This is a genomic window from Mesorhizobium qingshengii, assembly GCF_027563465.1.
GTDB lineage: Bacteria > Pseudomonadota > Alphaproteobacteria > Rhizobiales > Rhizobiaceae > Mesorhizobium > Mesorhizobium qingshengii_A.
This window is the reverse complement of the sequence record NZ_JAPFQA010000009.1, coordinates 1-16,618: the sequence shown is the minus strand read 5'-3', so window position 1 is coordinate 16,618 and position 16,618 is coordinate 1. Positions and strand designations below refer to the sequence as shown.

The following is a 16,618-nucleotide window of genomic DNA, read 5'->3' as shown; positions in this document are numbered from 1 at the left end:
GGTGAAATCCCATATCTGGCAAGGTTTCATGGGATCCGGATTAGATGCCATTTACGGGCCATTCGAGTTTGGCCAAAACAGCAGCCGGGATCGAGGAGATACGCTCATGCTTACGGTCTCCAGCGTGGTGGATTTGAGCACGTCCCTGTCGACGCGGCTCAACCGCAAATGCTTCTGCATAACGCTCGACCGGACAGCGCTTCGGGACGCGCTGGATCGCGAAGCCGGAGAGCCCGGCTTCTGCGAAGCCTTGATGGCGTCGCGTCCGCATCTGTTTTCCAATGTCCCGGTCTTCCTCGCAGCGCCCGCCCTTGAGGAGATGCAGGCAATCGTCGTCGCCATCGAGGCGACAGCAAAGTTGCCAGCTTACCGCGAAACGGCCCTCTCCTGGGCTCCCGAAATCGCGCAGAGGGATTTTGGACCCGTCGGCGCCCTGATGGGCTACGACTTCCACCTCGACGATCAGGGTCCCAAGCTGATTGAGGTCAACACCAATGCCGGTGGGGCTTTCCTCAATGCCTTGCTGGCCAGAGCGCAGAAGGCCTGCTGCTCGGAAGTCGATCGGGCGTTGATCGGTGCCAGGGACGATCACTTCGAAACCAGTGTCATCGCGATGTTCGAGAACGAATGGCGCCGCCAGCGCGGAGCCGGCTCGCCGCGAAGGATTGCGATTGTCGATGATCAGCCTGGGGAGCAGTATCTCTATCCTGAATTCGTGCTGGCCCGGCAGCTATTGCTGAAGCACGGCGTGGACGCGATGATCGGGGACGCGAGTGGGCTGAAGTATGATGGCGGCAGGCTTCGGCTCGGCGGACAGGAGATTGACCTCGTCTACAACCGCTTGGTCGATTTCACACTCGATCGCCCGGAACATGCCGCGCTCAGGGCGGCTTACCAGGACGGTGCCGTGGTGCTCACGCCCAATCCACACAACCACGCGCTCTTTGCAAGCAAGCGCAATCTGACATTGCTGTCCGATCCGGCGGCACTCGAAGCATTCGGCCTTCCTCCGGAGATGCGCTCGCGGCTCGCCGGCGTTCCGCGCACCACACTGGTCACGCCCGACAATTCGGATGCCGCCTGGCAATCCCGCAAGGACATGTTCTTCAAGCCGGTCTCAGGCCACGGCAGCAAGGCGGTCTACCGAGGCGACAAGGTGACAAAAGGGGTTTGGGCAGAGATCGCCCGTGGTGGCTATGTGGCCCAGGCATTCGCCGCACCGGGGCAGCGTATGATCGAGATCGATGGCGCACCCGCACCGCGCAAGATGGACGTGCGGCTTTATACGTATGATGGCCAGGTGCTGCTCGCGGCCGCGCGCCTCTACCAAGGCCAGACTACAAATTTCCGCACACCCGGCGGCGGCTTTGCTCCGGTCTTGGTCATCTGAACGTGGAAGGTGGTATCAGCAAGATAGCTGAGGTGAAGTGACGAAGCACTGCACGCCATGGATCGGCGAGCGACGGTTGGAGGGTCATAACCTCAATTCGAAGCCCGTTCAAAGCTCGTTGGTGAACTGGTGCCGCCTGATCGGATCTTGACGAAGCCTGAACCAGCATTCGAACTTTTTCGCCGGTTGATGCATCTTAAGTCCATGGGCTACGAAACTCATATCCTGCCGAATGATGCCGAACTGGCCCTTGCCGCTCAAGGTGGCGATTGTCGTTGCCTCGGCCTGCTGCTGGAACGCCATCGCGCGCGGCTCTACGCGACAGCGCTGAACATGCTCGGTTATGGGTCGGACGCCGAAGATGCTGTGCATGAGACTTTCCTGATCGCGCTGAGGCGCATCGGTGAACTCAAGGATCCGCAAGCCGTCGGCGGCTGGCTTCGCACCGTGCTGCACCGCTGTTGCCTGCAACAATTGCGTCGAAGACGACGCGAGGTCTTGACCGCCGACATTCCCGATCGCCCGGACGAACGCGCGAGCATCGAGGAGCGGCTGGAGAAGATCGCGCTTCGCGAGTGGGTTTGGGATGCCTTGCGCAAACTTCCCGAGCCGCTCCAGGCTACCGCCATGTTGCGCTATTTCGGAAGCTACCAGTCCTATGAGGAACTGGCCGCCATTCTGGCTGTCCCGATCGGGACGGTTCGCAGCCGGTTGTCAGAAGCCAAACGCAAGCTGGCCGAGATGCTGCTCGAAACGGCAGGCCTGGTCGACGCGGACGCTCGCTCGCAGTCTCACTCGCGCCAACAATTTTACTCCGAAATTTTCAGTGGCCTTAACCGGCATGGCGAGCGTGACCGCTTCCTCGGGCACTTTGCGGAAGACCTTCACCTGGTCCGTGGATCAAGCGAACCGGTGTTGGGCCGCTCATTCCTTGCTGGGGAAATCGACTCCGACACGGAAGCCGGCGTCCGCCTCGAACCGCAGCGCATTCTCAGCGCCAGCCACGTCACCGTCATCGAGGGACTGTTCATCAATCCGCCCGAAGACCCATTCCACTGCCCGCCGGGCGTCGTCCTGGTGATCTTTCAGCGAGACGGCAAGGCCCGACGCTTGCATCTTCATCTTTCGCCGCGTCCGCCCAGAAACGAGGATGATTGATCGAACCTTTTCTCCCCTCCGTGACTCCTTAGAGCACGCGGCCATCACAGGGCGCCAACTCGAATGGTTCCATAGAGGAGAGAGATCATGTCCACCTTCGTAGTTCCCCATGTTGCTTCCAACGCGCACCACGGCAAGCTCGGACCGCGCCGGTCGCGAGGCTTCCTTCAAACGGCGTTCGCATCGACGGTCGTCTGCGCCACCTTCTTATCATCGGGCTCGGGCTGGGCCGGTCAGGCTGAGGTCGACGCCACCTACAAGGATGTCGAACGGACGCTCGGCTCGGTGCCCAGCTTTCTCCATCAGGTTTCGAAAGCAGCACTGCCGGGCGCCTGGGCCGAGGTGAAGGCCATGCAGTTCTCGAGCGAAACCGCCCTGCCGCCGAAGGTCAAGGCCTTGATCTCGCTCGCCGTCTCCGCCCAGATTCCCTGCCAGTATTGCATCTGGGAAGACACCGAGAGCGCAAAACAGGCGGGCGCAACGGAGGACGAGATCGAGGAGGCAGTCGCTATCGCCGCTCTGTCACGCCACTGGAGCACCATCTTCAACGGCATGCAGGTCGATTTCGAAACCTTCAAGAAAGATCTCGGCGGCGAAGCCCAGGCGGCCGCGCCTGCCAAGTAGGGCGAACCTTATCGGCACATTATCGGGATTGGGGTCAGGCGGCCGCAACTGTCGTCGGCATCTTCGGTCCCGATACAGTGAGTGGAATTCCGACTTTATAGGGAGGCAGAGATGCCAATAGTCTTCGGAGAACCCGTCAGCACAGTCAAAGATATCGTATCCGTTCTAAAGAAACACGGTGACGAAGTGCGTGGCACCTATCGTGCCCGCTACCGCTTCGACCCGCAATCGAGCGACCCTTACACGACACCGCTCCTGGAGCGACCCGCGAGCCTCAAGGACAATTCGCCGACCGCCGTCTTTCCCTGGGAGCAGATCTTTGCCGCGGCGGCCGTGTGTGCCGGCTCGGACTATCCGATGCTGGCAGCGCATGCGGGGGTCGATCTGCGTTCAGTCGATTTCGTCGCGGAAGGCGTGTTCGACCCGCGCGGCGAGTTCGACGGGCTCGACGGGCTCAAGGCGCCCGCCGACGCGCGCCATTGCTATGTGTCCCTGCACCTCAGCGCGACCGTGTGCTCTTCGGCGCCGCGCGCCGATCTGGAGAAGATTCATGAGCGCGCGATCTCCCACAACATGGTGCTTGGCGCCCTCAGGGGAATCCCCATGACAAGCGAACTGGTGGTTCATTCAACGTGAAAGGGCGGTGAACCGCCGCAGCCAGATCGAGTCCTGCTTGGCGCATTGGCGGTCACGTGTTCGTGATGGCGTAACGATACGGCCAGAATTTGCGAACTCAAAAAGGGCGTTTGTGCCCAAAACGGGAGTAAGTGAATGAACTCGATCAAGCTCGTTGCCATTGTCGGTCTCCTCGGTCTTTCCGCCTCGCAAGCTCTTGCCGAAGACGCGATGGGCAAAATGTCGATGATGAAGGGTGGTGAAGTGACGGCAATCATGCCCGATGGGCACATGGGAACGATGATGCCGGATGCGAAGATGAGCGCCGAAATGATGAAGATGGCCAAGCCAATCAAGCACTGCATGATGATGATGACTGACGCCAAGGGCAAAGCCTACATGATCGATACGTCCACCAAGAAGGCTCAGGCTGAATGTGAAAAAATGGCGATGTGACAGTAGTCGCGCTGACGAACCCGCCGGTTGGAGCCGGCGGGCATCGTGAGGGCCTCGTGCCCCGGGTCTGTGCTGCCACCACCCTTCCGCCTTTGCCTAGGCCTCCTCTTGCGTTAGCATACGCACAAATTAGCTATGCCTGACGAATCGGATTTCGCTGAGGGGGCGAAAATTCATGGAAATGCAGCAGGTCCGCTATTTTCTGGCCCTGTCCAGCACGCTGAACTTCACCAGGGCGGCCGAAGAGTGCAACGTCACTCAACCTGCCCTGACGCGCGCGATCAAGACGCTCGAGGAAGAGTTGGGTGGAGAGCTCCTTCGGCGCGAACGCCAGCACTCACACCTGACCGAACTCGGGCGGCGCATGCTGCCCCTGCTGCAGCAATGCTACGATGCCGCCACTTCCGCCAAGTCGCTCGCCAAGGCTGTCCAAAGCAGCGACGTGGCGCCTCTCAACGTCACCATTTCCAACAGCGTCAACATTGCACTGCTGGTATCACCGTTCACGGAGCTTTTCCGGGCCTATCCCGGAGTCCATCTCAAGATCAACCGCGGCTCGCCGAGTGCTGTCGTCGAGGCCCTCAAGAATGGCGAGGTCGAGCTTGCCGTTGCCGGACCCCTGGGGCAGGCTTGGGACCGGCTCGACACATGGCCGCTCTTCCAGGAGGGCATCGAGCTGGTCGTGAACAACGATCATCCGCTCGCCCGTCGTAACGAGGCCGATGTCGCGCTGAGCCAGCTGGCCGCGGAACCTGTGCTAAGCAGGATCGATTGGGAAACGAGCGAAGACCTGTCGCGTTGTCTTTCCGCGAAAGGCCTGACGCCGCGGACCGCGCATGAGGTTGAGACCGACCAGGATCTCCTCGCGTTGCTGGAAGCCAACGCCGGAGTTGGCTTCGTCTCGCTGACGGCGCCTCGGTCGCAGAACACTCGCCGGCTCAAGCTTCGTGATCTGGAAGTTTCGCGGATCGTCTCCGTCTATGCGGTAGCGGGTCGGCATCGGTCGCCCGTCGCTACGACCTTGCTCAATCTGTTGCGATCGACCGACTGGTCTTCCTTTGGCGTCAGCGAGCCCGCCTGAGCGCTGAGATCAGGTCGTCGATCTCCATGCGCCGGCGGTAGTCGGGATCGACGAAGCGATCGGTGATGATCCCGTCGGTGCCAACGATGAAGGTCGCGGGGATCGGCAGAAACCAGCTGGCGTTGCCTTGGTAGTTGGGAAGATCATAGGCAACGCCCATCAACCGCTCCATCTCGGCCCCGATCCAGATCGCAAGGTTGAGGGACAGGGCGTAGCCATTGTCCATGTCGGTCAGGAAGGGGAACTTCGCACCGACCGCGGCCTTCATCGCCTTCGCGTATCTACGCCGCTCGGGCATGATCGCCACGACGTGGCCGCCCAACACGGCAATTTCCTGCTGCGCCTCGACAATGCCAATCGCATTCAAGCGGCAATAGGGACACCAATGCCCGCGCTGGAAGGTGATCACGGCCGGGCCCTTCAAAAGGATTTCGGCCAAGCCAACCAGCCTGCCCTCGTCGTCTGGCAACAGGAATGGCGGCATCACATCACCGGGAGCCGGCGCCATGGCTCCTGCTCCCTGTTTTTCCAGGCGTGCGACCAGCCGGTCAACCGCATCGGCGAAATCCGCGTTTAGGCGACGCACCGCCGCGGCAATAACCGCCAACCGCTCATTGAGAGGCGCATCAAGTTCTATGGCAGCCTGGACGGACTGTTCAAATGTCATTGCCTGGTCGTCGGCGGCCATGTCTGGACTTTCATGGATTGCGTGCACCCTACCATTGGAGCCCCTCGGGCAGGGCCATGCTTTCCTTGCATCGTTTCGATGCCCAAGATGCATCCAAGCGCGCGGGGTTCGTATTCTGTTCGCAACCTTCCCTCAATTCGTTACATCATGTTCCTGATATCCGACGAGAAGGTCGGGAAGCCGTATACCATTTCGGACAGCTGCGATGCCGTGATGCCGTGCTTCATGGCAAGCGCGAACAGATGGATCAGCTCTTCGCCGGCATGGCCCACCATGTGGGCGCCAACGATCCTGTCGGTCGCTTCCTCGACGATGATCTTCGACCACGCCACTGTCTCGGCATAAGTCCTGGCGGACAGCCAGCCCCGCATGTCGTTCACGTGGACCTTTATGCCAGCGCCTTGCTCTTTCGCCTTGGCCTCGGTCAGCCCGACGCTGGCCAAGGCGGGGACCGTGTAGAGCCCCGCTGGGATCTGGCCATAATCCGGCCGGTGTCTCGGTCCATCGACGATATTGCGGCCAACGATGCCTCCCTCGTAGGTCGCGACAGGTGAAAGCTGCGGAGAATTCCACACCGCGTCGCCGCAGACATAGACGTCCGGGTTAGACCGGGAACGCAGATGATCGTCGATTTCGACCCGGCCTTCACGATGCACGATAACGCCAGCACCAAGATCGAGCGCCTCGACATTGGCCACGCGCCCGGCGCAATTCACAACCCTGTCCGCTTCCACGGCATGCTCGACGCCATCCGCCACAAAGGTTACGCGCAATCGTCCTTCAGCCTTCTCGATCTTCTTGACCCAGGCAAGCGTGCGGACTTGAATGCCTATTCGTTCGCTCTCGCTACGGATCTGGGCCACGGCATCGGCGTCGAATGCTCCCAGCAGATGTGGCAATGCTTCGAGAATCGTCACGTCAACGCCGGCGCGCGCGTAAACGTGGCTCAGTTCGAAGGCAATCACGCCGCCGCCGACGAAGACGACCCCGCGAGGCAGCACCGGGTCATTCAGGACATCGTCGGAAATCGTCAGGTGCTCGGCGCCAGGAATTGATAGTGATCGCGGCTTCGAACCGGTGGCGATGACAATGTTCCTGGCTTCAAGCTCGAGGCCGTCGACACCGATGGCATTGCTGCCGATGAACGAGGCCTCGCCGACGATGACATCGACACCGCGCTTGGCCATCAATCCGGACAGCCGGGACGGAATGTCATCGATAATGTCTCTTTCCCGTTCGATCAGGGCTCGCCAGTCGAGCTTCGCCTTGCCGATCATGATCCCGTGCTGGTCAGCCCGTCCGATTTCATGGAGCGCATGGGCCGCCGCAACGAGCACTTTCTTCGGCGTGCACCCACGATTGGGGCAAGTGCCTCCGAGGTCGCGTGGTTCAATCATGGCCACTGACAGCCCCGCAGCACGAGTAGCCACCGTCACGCCCATCCCGGCATTGCCGCCGCCGAGGATCACGACATCATACTTTTTCATAGCGCTGCCCCTATATGTTCAATGGAGCTTGATCCGAGGCCTGGTGCTCCTCGCCATCATCTCGCCAATCGAATCCAAGGTGGTCTTCGCAAGGCCGTGCACCGCCTTGAGATGCAGCTTGTGGAGAGAGCGATACATCAGCCTGGCGAGCAGACCTTCGATCTTCAATCCACCGATCAGGCTGCCGAACGAGCCGTAGTCGGCGAGCGAAACAAGGGAGCCGTAGTCGCGGTAACGGAAAGCCGGTGCGGCCCGTCCCTCGAGACGCGCGGCAATCACCTTTACCAGGTGATCGGCCTGCTGATGGGCCGTCTGGGCGCGCGGCGGCAATGGGTTGCCCTCGCCGGGCAGAACACAGCTCGCGCAGTCGCCGATCGCAAACACGTTTTCGTCCCCGCTGGCTTGCAGTGTCTCGTCCACGACCAAGCGGTTGATGCGGTCCGTCTCCAGGCCATCGAGCTTTTTCAGGAAATCCGGCGCCTTGATCCCAGCGGACCAGACGACGAGTTCGGCGGGCACAAACAATTTCTCGCCAAGCTTGACGCCGTCCTCGGTCACTTCGGTGACTTTGATCCCGCACCGTATCTGGACGCCCAGATCAACAAGCAGACGTGCTGAAGCGCGTGCGAGGTGTTCGGGCAAGGCCGGCAAGATGCGCGGCCCCGCCTCAATGAGGGTGATGCGGATCAGCCTTTCAAAATCGATGTTGTCGAGGTTGTGCGATGCGATCTCCCGCATCGACTTATGCAATTCAGCAGCCAGTTCGACGCCGGTGGCGCCCGCGCCAACGATGACGCAATGGAGCTGGCCTGGCGACAGCTGCTCGTATTGCGCATTGGCGCGCAGGCACGCGTCTATCATGCGCTTGTTGAACCGGGCGGCCTGTTCGGCCGTATCGAGCGCGATCGCGTGGCGTGCCGCCCCTGGCGTGCCGAAGTCGTTGCTGACACTGCCTACGGCCAGCACCAGCGTGTCATAGCCCAGCACACGCGGCGGGATGATCTGCCTGCCATCGTCGTCGAAGCTGGGTGCGACAAAGACCTGGCGCCTGGAGCGATCAATGCCGACGACTTCACCGATGCGATACCGATAATGGTGGCGGCTGGCATGGGCGATGTACTCCACCGCATCGTTCGACGCACTCAAGGCACCGGACGCCACCTCGTGCAGAAGCGGCTTCCAGATGTGGGTGCGATTGCGGTCAACAAGCGTGACGGAAAGTTGCCGTTCGCCGAACTTGCGGCCGAGGCGCGTTGCCAATTCCAATCCGCCCGCGCCGCCACCGACGACGACCACACGATGAAGCGAGCTGTCCGCATGCGATGGGGTTTCCGGTATCGTGCGGAAAAGCGCGGCGTTGTTGGCGAGCACGGCTTCTGGAACCAGCCGCATCCCCGCAGTGATGATCTGCATCGGTATTCTCCGTTTCCTCGGCCTCGCCGCGCTCGAACAATTCACTCTTGCGATTCGTGGATGACGATGCCCTGCAGCATGTCGACGTCGCATTCCCAGGGCTTCTCCGCGAGGACGCGCTGCCCATGCTCGTATCCCGCCTGCCAGCGTGTGCGGATGCCTGAGCGGGTGAAGTCGATGTCCTTGGTGTGGTCCTCGCCGTCGAGGCGTGGTGAAAGCAGCCGAACAAGGTGCATGACCGAGGGACAGCCATAGGACGCGAGTTCCTTGAACATTGGATCCTCGCGCCGCTCCTCGGGAACCAGCCTTCCCATTTCGCGCACGACGTGGCGCAGGCGATGCAGCTGCTCCTGCCGCGCCACGTGGCTCCGGCCCCGGCTGGCGTATTGAAGGTCCTTCTGCCGCCCCATCACCTGCCAGATCGATTTCGGCTCGGTGGCACGGGGCTGCCACATGTTCACGGCAAAGATCAGCGCGTCGCGCCGCGGACGCGCGTCCAGCACCACCTCGATCGGTGTGTTCGAATAGATGCCGCCATCCCAGTAGGGCTCGCCATCGATACAGACCGCCGGAAACGCCGGCGGCAAGGCGCCCGAGGCCATGATATGCGCCGCTGACAGCGTCATCTCAAGGGTATCGAAGTATTTGAGTTCGCTGGTGTTGACGTTGACCGCTCCGACCGTCAGCCGCGTATGGCGCCGGTTGAGATAGTCGAAATCGATCAGGTCATTCAGCGTCCTCTTGAGAGGGTCGGTGGTGTAGTAGGAGGCGTTCTCGACACCCACTTCGCGGTTCACCCCAAACATGGCGCTTGGGTTCGGCTCAAAGAAGCCGGGTATGCCGTGCATCACCGTGCCCATGTTGGCAAAGATGTTGCTTGGAACCATCATCCGGAAAAACTCGTCGAGCGGACTGCTCCGGCTGACGCTGTCCCAGAATTCCTCAAGCCTCGGCAATCGATCCTTCGGCTCGTTTCCCGCGATCAGCGCGGCGTTGATGGCGCCGATCGACGTGCCAATGACCCAATCCGGTTCAATCCCACCTTCGACGAGCGCCTTGTAGACACCGGCCTGGTAGGCTCCGAGGGCACCACCACCCTGCAGCACCAATACGGTCTGGCGATGGACCGAACCATCGGCCTGATGGCCGGTCTCTGGCATGGGGTCCGAAGCTGAGGGATTTCGGGTGATCTTGTTCATGGCCTTTGGCTCCTCGTTGCCGGATTCAATGGGCTGTCCAGCCGCCTTCGATCGGCATGATGGCGCCGGTGATCGATGCTGCATCGTCTGAAGCCAGGAACAGGCAGAGCGCCGCAACCTGGGCAACGGTCACAAACTGCTTGGTCGGTTGGGCGGCCAGGAGCACATCCTTGATCACCTGCTGTTCGGTGATCCCACGGGCCCTGGCAGTGTCCGGTATCTGCTTCTCGACAAGCGGGGTCAGCACATATCCGGGACAAACCGCATTGACGGTGATGCCCTGCTCGGCGACCTCCAGCGCGACTGTCTTGGTCAGGCCGGCAACCCCGTGCTTGGCGGCGACGTAGGCGGATTTGTAGGGCGAGGCGACAAGGGCGTGGGCCGAGGCCACATTGATGATGCGACCCCATTTGCGCGCTTTCATAGCCTGCAAGGCGCGCCGGATCGTGTAGAACGACGACATCAGATCGATCGCCACGACCGCTTCCCATTTCTCGATCGGAAAGTCGTCGATCGGCGCGACATGCTGAATGCCTGCATTGTTGACGAGGATGTCGACCGCGCCGAACTCGGCGATAGCCTTGTCCATCATCGCGGTGATCGCGCCGCCCTTGCTCATGTCTGCATTGTCGTAGCGAACAGTGACCCCATGGTCGGTGGCAAGCTTCGCGCGCAGGAGCTCAATCTCATCGGCATCGCCGAAACCGTTCAGGACGATGTTGCAGCCCCTCGCCGCGAATGCTTCGGCGATGCCTTGACCGATGCCACTGGTCGATCCTGTGATGAGTGCCGTCTTTCCTCTGAGCATCGTTGTTTCCTTCGGTTGGAGCCGTGGCCGGAATGGCCGGCAACGGCCGAGCGACGGGCTTCCGCGCCCAGGTCTCGAGTTCTGGACCAAGTATGGCGACCGGCTCGAAGCAGCGGAAATGCCGTTGAGACATGGATTCGATAGCCGACGGTCAGATTCGTCAGCTCGGGGCCGGCGAAGCCCTCGAACCGTCCGCCTTGGCTTGTTTGACGTTGGGGCACCTAGTAAGATCACGCCGCAACACGGGTTGTGCCGTATGCATGCCCGCTGGGGGAGCGTGCAGTGGAGATCAGCCAGGTCAGATATTTCTTGGCCGTCGCGAAGGAATTGAACTTCACCCGGGCGGCGGAGGAGTGCAACGTCACGCAGCCAGCGCTTTCACGCGCCATCAAGCTGCTCGAGGACGAATTTGGCGGCGCGCTTTTTCATCGTGAGCGACGCTTCACCCACCTCACTGAACTCGGCCGCATGGTCGAAACCTATCTCGAGGGTGTTTTCGAGAACTCTCGCCAGGCAAAGCAGATAGCCGAGCAGTATGTGCATATGAAGAAGACCCCGCTCAGGGTCGGCATCATGAGCACAATAGCTCCGGACGAGATCATCGAGCTCATCTCGTCCGTCCGCGCCCATCACCCGGGTGTGGAGCTTCATCTGTGTGACGCCGACGCGCCGAGTTTGCGGCGGCGACTGCTCGAGGGTGATCTCGAGGCCGCCATCTACGCATTGCCGTCGAACGTGCCCGACCAAGAGGTCCACTCCCTGCCGCTCTTTCGCGAGCAGATGGTGATGGCCGTCCACCTGACACATCGCCTCGCCAACCAGCGCAGTGTGCGCGTGAAGGACATGAGCAATGAAAGCTACATCCACCGCAACAACTGTGAATTTGCCGGCTATGCCGATGCCATTCTTTCCGAGCAGGGCGTCACCGTCAGCCCTGTTTACTGGAGCGATAGGGACGATTGGACGCTCGCGATGATCGCTGCCGGGCTTGGTTTCGGTTTCATGCCCGAGCATACCGCCAAACATCCGGGAGTGGTGGCCTTGCCGATCACCGACCCGGAATTCTGGCGCGAGGTCAATCTCGTGACCGTGCGCGGCCGCAGGCATTCGCCAGCGGTTGGCGCGCTGGTGCGAGAAGCCACGCAGAAGAGGTGGTTCGGCGAGCGGGCAAAGGCATTGTCCGCCGCCGAGTAGGCTTGTCGCGAGAAGCGACCCGCCTCGTATGCCCAGGCGGCGGATCTTCCGAGCTCAGTTCTTTCTGATCGTCGAGGTCACGGACTGGATGACTTCGGTCGCCATCTTGAACTGCGCCTCGCGGTCGGTAATTCCATGCCGCTTGGCAATCCAGCCGAAATCGCTGTAGGCGGCATAAACCGCACCATCCGCGGTCTGGTAGACCAGCACACGCACCGGCCAGTCGAGGCCGGCTTCGGGATTGGACGTAATGAAGGTCGTGCCCAGTGCCGGATTGCCGAACATCACCAGCCGCGACGGCCTGACATCGTTGCCGGCATCCTTGCCAAGCCTTGCCTGGTCGATGACGCCAAAGAACTTGATGCCCTTCTTGAGAACATCCTTCTTGATGCGGGCGACGGTTTCGGCGACGGAATAGTCGCTCTTCACCGTGACGACACCCTCCGAGGCGACGGCAGGGAGCGCGATCGCCATCAACATGGCGCCGCTGGCAATCATGGTTTTCAGGGTGTTGATCATCTCAGTCTCCTTTGTTGGATAGCCAAATTCTCGGTCGTCAGATCTCATGCCTTTGGAGTTTGCAGCACGCGCGCGACCGCGATCGCGCCGGCCAGGACCGCGACGAGCACGGCCACACATGCGGTCCAGCTGATCCGGTCGTAGATTTGTCCGATGACGAAACTGCCGGCGAGCCCACCCGCATAGTAAGAGGCTAGGTAGATGCCGCTTGCAGCGGCGCGGTCTTGCGAGGCAGTTCGGCTGACATGGCCTGTCGCTATCGCCTGCGCCAGGAAGGTGCCAATGGCGACCAGGGCCATCCCGCCGAGAACAATGGGAAGGTGGGTGGTGAGCAGCAAAAGCAGACCCAGGATCGCCAGCGCAAGCGTTGCACCAATGCCGATCCTTGGGCCGAGGCCCGCAGCGACGCGCCCAGCGAGCGGCGTGGTCAGCATGGAAGGCAGAAAGACGAAATACACCAGCCCCAGCGCCATGGGAGAAAGCGATAGCGGCGCCGCGACGAGCTGGAAGTTCACATAGGTGAAGGTGCCTATGAAGACGAAGAGGATCAGGAAGCCGATTGCGAAGCAGGCGCGCAGCTCGGCGTCTCTCAGTGGACCCTTCCAGGCCGCGCGAGCGGGTTCGCCCATCGCGTCGGCGCGCATCATTTCGGATGCCTTCTGCAGCGTGAACCAGACAAGAGCTGCGCCAATCAGGTTGAGGGCGGCGAATGTAAGGAAATTGGTGGAGATGCCGAACGTATCGGCGACAGCGGCCGACATCAGCCGCCCGAAAAAGTTGCTGGCAACGTTCCCGGTCACATAGGCCGCAAGCGCACCCGTCGTTTGCCGCGCGGAAAAGTGCTCAGCCAGATAGGCCATCGTCAGCGTGAACGCCGTCGACATGCACAAGCCCTGGACGACACGCAGCAGGGCGAACACCACGATACTGTCGGTCTGCGACAGCAATGTTGTCGGGATCGCCAGCACCGCAAGGCTGATCCAGATGCCGTTGCGCCGATCGAGGGTTCCGCCAAAGAGCGCAACCGCGATCCCGGCCACGGCCATGCCGAACGTACTGGCATTGACGGCAAAACCCATTGTCGCGCGGCTGACGCCGAATTTGATCACCAGCGAAGGCAGGATGGCCTGTGTGGCGAACAGATCGACAAGCGTGAGAAACGCGATCAGGGCAATCAGGCCGAAGCGCCAGCTGTCCGCGGCAACCATACGGAGCCGCGTCGGTTCAGTCTGTTCACTGGTCGTCATGACAGGGCTCCGTGTCAGACGTCCCCAGGCGATCGCCTGAGGACGCACTTTCAGTTGCGGGTGCTGGAATGTGCTCACCGCGAAGCGCGGGTTACATCATGTGGTCGTCGTGCATTGCCGGCGGCAGGACGTCGGCCGAATAGAGCACCGCGGGCACCTTGCCGTTGTTCTTCCACCAGTGGGCGAGTTGGCCGAACTCGGCGGTGACGTCTCCTGCCGGATGCTCGATGCCGACCTTGCAGGTGCTGCGATATTCGGTGATCGAGCCTTCAACGATGAGGATGTTGGCTGGACGAGCGTTGTGCTCGTGCCACGGGACGACACCGCCGGGCTGAACGACGAGCTTGCGAAGACGCAGCATGTTGCCTTTCCACGCTTCGCCCTTGCTGCTCAGATCGATCGCGGAGAGAACCGTGTCGACAACGCCAACTGGCTTGCCGGGATGTTCCTGGATGTCGGTCGTTGCCGCCTGGCCGACAGGGCAGTCGCCAGCGAAGGCCGGAGCAGCGGAAAACGCGGCAGTCGCGGCCAGCAGCCCGACCGCAAACGCGAGGTTGAGTTTCTTGGTAGCCATCTTGTATTTCTCCATTGTCGGTGCCCAAACGCGGGAGGCGGGGCATGACAAGGAGAGTGATCTGAGCGGCAGGAAAAGAGAAATGCTGACTGGCTCTCAAATCGATACCTGAAAACTATCGTGGATCACTTCAGCTGCGCAAGAGTGCGTGACACTATATGTCGCGCAGAACCGGATTTTCTTCTATTTTTTTTCAGGCCGCGGTCTTGCGGATCGCTTGAGGGATGGCGCTTTCCGGCCAGCCATGCGCCTTGACGCTGCTGACGAAGGCCGATGCCGCTGGCGAGAACCTGCGCCCCGCGACAACGACCAGGGACACTTCCCGCCAGACCTCGGGATCGATGACGGGCCGGACCTGCAGGCCCGGGATCACAGCGCTGAACTCCGGGATGAAGCAGATTCCCAATCCGCCTGAAACCATGTTCTGGATCCAGTCCTCGCGCTCACTGGCGTAGGAGATCCTAAGCTTCACGCCGCGGTCGGTGCACAGCCCGGCGAGGTGATCGCGATACTCACAGTTGAGACGCCTGAGATAGTTTTCACCGTCGAGTTCGGAGATGGCGACGTTGTCGTTGCGAGCCAGCCGATGACCGTTCGGAAAGGCCAGGACAAAGCGTTCGCGATAAAGCGGGGTCACATCGAACCGGTCTGGAAAGCTGTTGCTCGACGCCATGATGGCGACGTCGATTTCCCCTGATTCAAGCAGTTGGGACAGCGACGCCGGCACGCCCTCGACCAGCTGAAGCTGGATGCCCTGCTGACGTCGGTTGAAGTCGGCCAGCAGGCCCGTAAAGCGGCGCGGACCGATGGTGCACATGACGCCAACCTTGAGGTTGGCGTTTTCCAGGCACAAGAACCTCGACGCTTCCTGTCGCACACCGGTCAGCTCGTCGAGTATCTGCTGGAAACGCGGTCGCAGCAGCACGCCCAAGTCGGTCAGATGCGTCAGGTTTCGTTCACGGCGAAACAGCAGGCCGCCAACCTCATCCTCGAGTTGCTGGATGGCGCGCGACAGTGCCGGTTGGGTGACGTTGCACTTTTCGCCAGCGCGCGTGAAGTTGCGCGTCTCGCATACGGCAAGGAAGTAGCGGATGTGATGAATGTCCATGCCGATTTGTCCCAAAGTCCGAGGCTTCTCGTAGCTTCGGAGCCTGCCGCAACGCTTGTCTCGGCGCCAATGCACAGCGGCTATAAAGTCGATAGCGGTCCGTCATGGTCACGAGGATCGCGCGTTGCGGACATCGTGTGCAACATGGGCACTAGACTAGGACGCCGCCGAAAACAGGATGGCGAGCAAGCTGCTCGCCATCCTATTTGTGCCGGTGTTGTCCGGGGCGTCAGGGCAGTTTAGTTGGCGCCGCCGAGCGCCTGCAGATTGGCGCAGAATTCGGCGTGCGGCTTGCTCATCGCCGCATCCTGGCATTCCTTCATCATGGCGCCCTGCTTGTCCTTCGCCATCGAGTCCCAGGCGGCCTTGAATTCAGCCTTGGGCTTCATCGTCTTCATGCTGGCGTCCGTGAAGAAGGGCTGCATGTTGGACGGCTCGTCCAGCGCGCCGGCGAACGCAACGCCGCTCAGAACGGAAAGTGCGAAGGCGCCGAGGCAGATAGCTTTGATATTCATGGTATGATCCTTCTCTGGAGTTGAGCAATCGTCCCATCGACGACTGCAGTAATTATCGGCAGCAATTTAAAACTCTGCGGTTCCTCCTTGCCGGGATGGACTTTGCTGCAATCGGTGTGGGAGTTGCCAATGCCATCTGCGTATGGAGTTTATGCCGGTTCTGCATCCAGCCACCGGTGGCCTGGACTTGCGGCTAGTTGGCGCCACCGAGCGCCAGCACGTTTGCGCAGAACGGCGCATGTGCCTTGCTCATCGCCGGGTCGTTGCACGCCTTCCTCATTGCAGCCCGATCTTTCTTTGGCGTGGCACGCCAGGCCTTCTTGAACTCGGCCATCGGCTTCATCGTCGTCATCCCGGCATCTGCGTAGAACGACGGGAAAGATGCCAGATCACTAAGGGGGTCGGCGGATGCGCCTCCTGCAAGAAAGCCGAGAGCAGTCGCCGCCCCCAGATACAAGGTTCGTATTCTCATGGTGCGTTCCTTTGGCTGTTGAACGATTGCCCACACGACAGTCGTGGTGCTGGTGAGAGCGACCGACCAT

18 protein-coding genes are annotated in these 16,618 nt (G+C 61.1%); 7 read left to right on the top strand and 11 right to left on the bottom strand.

The window, feature by feature from the left end; translation table 11 throughout:
* The first annotated feature begins 106 nt into the window (after nt 1–106).
* The 6 genes from OOJ09_RS19865 (at nt 107) to OOJ09_RS19840 (ending at nt 5,324) form a co-directional block, all read left to right on the top strand.
* Nucleotides 107–1,390 (top strand): hypothetical protein, encoded by a 1,284-nt coding sequence (locus OOJ09_RS19865; RefSeq protein WP_269906954.1) that lies wholly within the window; start codon nt 107–109, stop codon nt 1,388–1,390.
* A 147-nt stretch (nt 1,391–1,537) separates the two neighbouring features.
* Nucleotides 1,538–2,548: an RNA polymerase sigma factor gene (locus tag OOJ09_RS19860; RefSeq protein WP_269906814.1), complete on the top strand. Its 1,011-nt coding sequence runs from the start codon at nt 1,538–1,540 to the stop codon at nt 2,546–2,548.
* 87 nt (nt 2,549–2,635) lie between these two features.
* Nucleotides 2,636–3,172 (top strand): carboxymuconolactone decarboxylase family protein, encoded by a 537-nt coding sequence (locus OOJ09_RS19855; RefSeq protein WP_269906813.1) that lies wholly within the window; start codon nt 2,636–2,638, stop codon nt 3,170–3,172.
* 111 nt (nt 3,173–3,283) lie between these two features.
* On the top strand, nt 3,284–3,808 hold the full coding sequence (locus tag OOJ09_RS19850; protein WP_269906812.1) for an OsmC family protein: 525 nt from the start codon (nt 3,284–3,286) through the stop codon (nt 3,806–3,808).
* 135 nt (nt 3,809–3,943) lie between these two features.
* Entirely contained in the window at nt 3,944–4,243 is a 300-nt protein-coding gene (locus OOJ09_RS19845; protein WP_091580002.1) for a hypothetical protein, read from the top strand.
* Between the two features lie 175 nt (nt 4,244–4,418).
* Nucleotides 4,419–5,324 carry a LysR family transcriptional regulator gene (locus OOJ09_RS19840; RefSeq protein WP_269906811.1) on the top strand — a complete coding sequence of 302 codons (906 nt, stop codon included), beginning with the start codon at nt 4,419–4,421 and terminating at the stop codon, nt 5,322–5,324.
* Here OOJ09_RS19840 and OOJ09_RS19835 read toward each other — a convergent pair.
* The 5 genes from OOJ09_RS19835 to OOJ09_RS19815 all read right to left on the bottom strand — a co-directional run bounded on the left by OOJ09_RS19835 (nt 5,308) and on the right by OOJ09_RS19815 (nt 10,919).
* Nucleotides 5,308–6,012 carry a peroxiredoxin-like family protein gene (locus OOJ09_RS19835; RefSeq protein WP_269906810.1) on the bottom strand — a complete coding sequence of 235 codons (705 nt, stop codon included), beginning with the start codon at nt 6,010–6,012 and terminating at the stop codon, nt 5,308–5,310. The two genes, OOJ09_RS19840 and OOJ09_RS19835, sit on opposite strands and share 17 nt — an antisense overlap.
* Nucleotides 6,013–6,152: 140 nt before the next feature.
* Nucleotides 6,153–7,499 carry a dihydrolipoyl dehydrogenase family protein gene (locus OOJ09_RS19830; protein ID WP_269906809.1) on the bottom strand — a complete coding sequence of 449 codons (1,347 nt, stop codon included), beginning with the start codon at nt 7,497–7,499 and terminating at the stop codon, nt 6,153–6,155.
* Nucleotides 7,500–7,517: 18 nt separating this feature from the next.
* Nucleotides 7,518–8,912: an NAD(P)/FAD-dependent oxidoreductase gene (locus OOJ09_RS19825; protein WP_269906808.1), complete on the bottom strand. Its 1,395-nt coding sequence runs from the start codon at nt 8,910–8,912 to the stop codon at nt 7,518–7,520.
* Nucleotides 8,913–8,953: 41 nt separating this feature from the next.
* Nucleotides 8,954–10,111 (bottom strand): patatin-like phospholipase family protein, encoded by a 1,158-nt coding sequence (locus tag OOJ09_RS19820; RefSeq protein WP_269906807.1) that lies wholly within the window; start codon nt 10,109–10,111, stop codon nt 8,954–8,956.
* A gap of 25 nt (nt 10,112–10,136) precedes the next feature.
* Nucleotides 10,137–10,919 carry a 3-hydroxybutyrate dehydrogenase gene (locus tag OOJ09_RS19815; protein ID WP_269906806.1) on the bottom strand — a complete coding sequence of 261 codons (783 nt, stop codon included), beginning with the start codon at nt 10,917–10,919 and terminating at the stop codon, nt 10,137–10,139.
* A 282-nt stretch (nt 10,920–11,201) separates the two neighbouring features.
* On the opposite strand from OOJ09_RS19815, the gene OOJ09_RS19810 reads away from it, so the two are divergent.
* Nucleotides 11,202–12,113: a LysR family transcriptional regulator gene (locus tag OOJ09_RS19810; RefSeq protein ID WP_269906805.1), complete on the top strand. Its 912-nt coding sequence runs from the start codon at nt 11,202–11,204 to the stop codon at nt 12,111–12,113.
* Nucleotides 12,114–12,167: 54 nt separating this feature from the next.
* Here the strand turns inward: OOJ09_RS19810 and OOJ09_RS19805 are convergent, their stop codons facing one another.
* The 6 genes from OOJ09_RS19805 to OOJ09_RS19780 form a co-directional block, all read right to left on the bottom strand.
* On the bottom strand, nt 12,168–12,632 hold the full coding sequence (locus OOJ09_RS19805) for a DUF302 domain-containing protein (RefSeq protein WP_269906804.1): 465 nt from the start codon (nt 12,630–12,632) through the stop codon (nt 12,168–12,170).
* Nucleotides 12,633–12,676: 44 nt separating this feature from the next.
* Nucleotides 12,677–13,879 (bottom strand): MFS transporter, encoded by a 1,203-nt coding sequence (locus tag OOJ09_RS19800; protein WP_269906803.1) that lies wholly within the window; start codon nt 13,877–13,879, stop codon nt 12,677–12,679.
* 91 nt (nt 13,880–13,970) lie between these two features.
* Nucleotides 13,971–14,453: a cupin gene (locus OOJ09_RS19795; RefSeq protein WP_269906802.1), complete on the bottom strand. Its 483-nt coding sequence runs from the start codon at nt 14,451–14,453 to the stop codon at nt 13,971–13,973.
* 193 nt (nt 14,454–14,646) lie between these two features.
* Nucleotides 14,647–15,561 (bottom strand): LysR family transcriptional regulator, encoded by a 915-nt coding sequence (locus OOJ09_RS19790; protein ID WP_269906801.1) that lies wholly within the window; start codon nt 15,559–15,561, stop codon nt 14,647–14,649.
* A 239-nt stretch (nt 15,562–15,800) separates the two neighbouring features.
* The gene (locus tag OOJ09_RS19785; RefSeq protein WP_269906800.1) at nt 15,801–16,076 is read right to left on the bottom strand and encodes a hypothetical protein; all 276 of its coding nucleotides are present in this window, start codon (nt 16,074–16,076) and stop codon (nt 15,801–15,803) included.
* A gap of 193 nt (nt 16,077–16,269) precedes the next feature.
* Nucleotides 16,270–16,618, bottom strand: a 349-nt coding sequence (locus OOJ09_RS19780; RefSeq protein WP_269906799.1) for a hypothetical protein, incomplete at its 5' end; no start/stop codon positions are given.

What these genes read in the sequence shown, in the direction of transcription:
- OOJ09_RS19865 (WP_269906954.1), top strand. Translation starts at nt 107, where the DNA reads ATGCTTACGGTCTCCAGCGTGGTGGATTTGAGCACGTCCCTGTCGACG.
- OOJ09_RS19855 (WP_269906813.1), top strand. Translation starts at nt 2,636, where the DNA reads ATGTCCACCTTCGTAGTTCCCCATGTTGCTTCCAACGCGCACCACGGC.
- OOJ09_RS19850 (WP_269906812.1), top strand. Translation starts at nt 3,284, where the DNA reads ATGCCAATAGTCTTCGGAGAACCCGTCAGCACAGTCAAAGATATCGTA.
- OOJ09_RS19845 (WP_091580002.1), top strand. Translation starts at nt 3,944, where the DNA reads ATGAACTCGATCAAGCTCGTTGCCATTGTCGGTCTCCTCGGTCTTTCC.
- OOJ09_RS19840 (WP_269906811.1), top strand. Translation starts at nt 4,419, where the DNA reads ATGGAAATGCAGCAGGTCCGCTATTTTCTGGCCCTGTCCAGCACGCTG.
- OOJ09_RS19835 (WP_269906810.1), bottom strand. Translation starts at nt 6,012, where the DNA reads ATGGCCGCCGACGACCAGGCAATGACATTTGAACAGTCCGTCCAGGCT.
- OOJ09_RS19830 (WP_269906809.1), bottom strand. Translation starts at nt 7,499, where the DNA reads ATGAAAAAGTATGATGTCGTGATCCTCGGCGGCGGCAATGCCGGGATG.
- OOJ09_RS19825 (WP_269906808.1), bottom strand. Translation starts at nt 8,912, where the DNA reads ATGCAGATCATCACTGCGGGGATGCGGCTGGTTCCAGAAGCCGTGCTC.
- OOJ09_RS19820 (WP_269906807.1), bottom strand. Translation starts at nt 10,111, where the DNA reads ATGAACAAGATCACCCGAAATCCCTCAGCTTCGGACCCCATGCCAGAG.
- OOJ09_RS19815 (WP_269906806.1), bottom strand. Translation starts at nt 10,919, where the DNA reads ATGCTCAGAGGAAAGACGGCACTCATCACAGGATCGACCAGTGGCATC.
- OOJ09_RS19805 (WP_269906804.1), bottom strand. Translation starts at nt 12,632, where the DNA reads ATGATCAACACCCTGAAAACCATGATTGCCAGCGGCGCCATGTTGATG.
- OOJ09_RS19800 (WP_269906803.1), bottom strand. Translation starts at nt 13,879, where the DNA reads ATGACGACCAGTGAACAGACTGAACCGACGCGGCTCCGTATGGTTGCC.
- OOJ09_RS19795 (WP_269906802.1), bottom strand. Translation starts at nt 14,453, where the DNA reads ATGGCTACCAAGAAACTCAACCTCGCGTTTGCGGTCGGGCTGCTGGCC.
- OOJ09_RS19790 (WP_269906801.1), bottom strand. Translation starts at nt 15,561, where the DNA reads ATGGACATTCATCACATCCGCTACTTCCTTGCCGTATGCGAGACGCGC.
- OOJ09_RS19785 (WP_269906800.1), bottom strand. Translation starts at nt 16,076, where the DNA reads ATGAATATCAAAGCTATCTGCCTCGGCGCCTTCGCACTTTCCGTTCTG.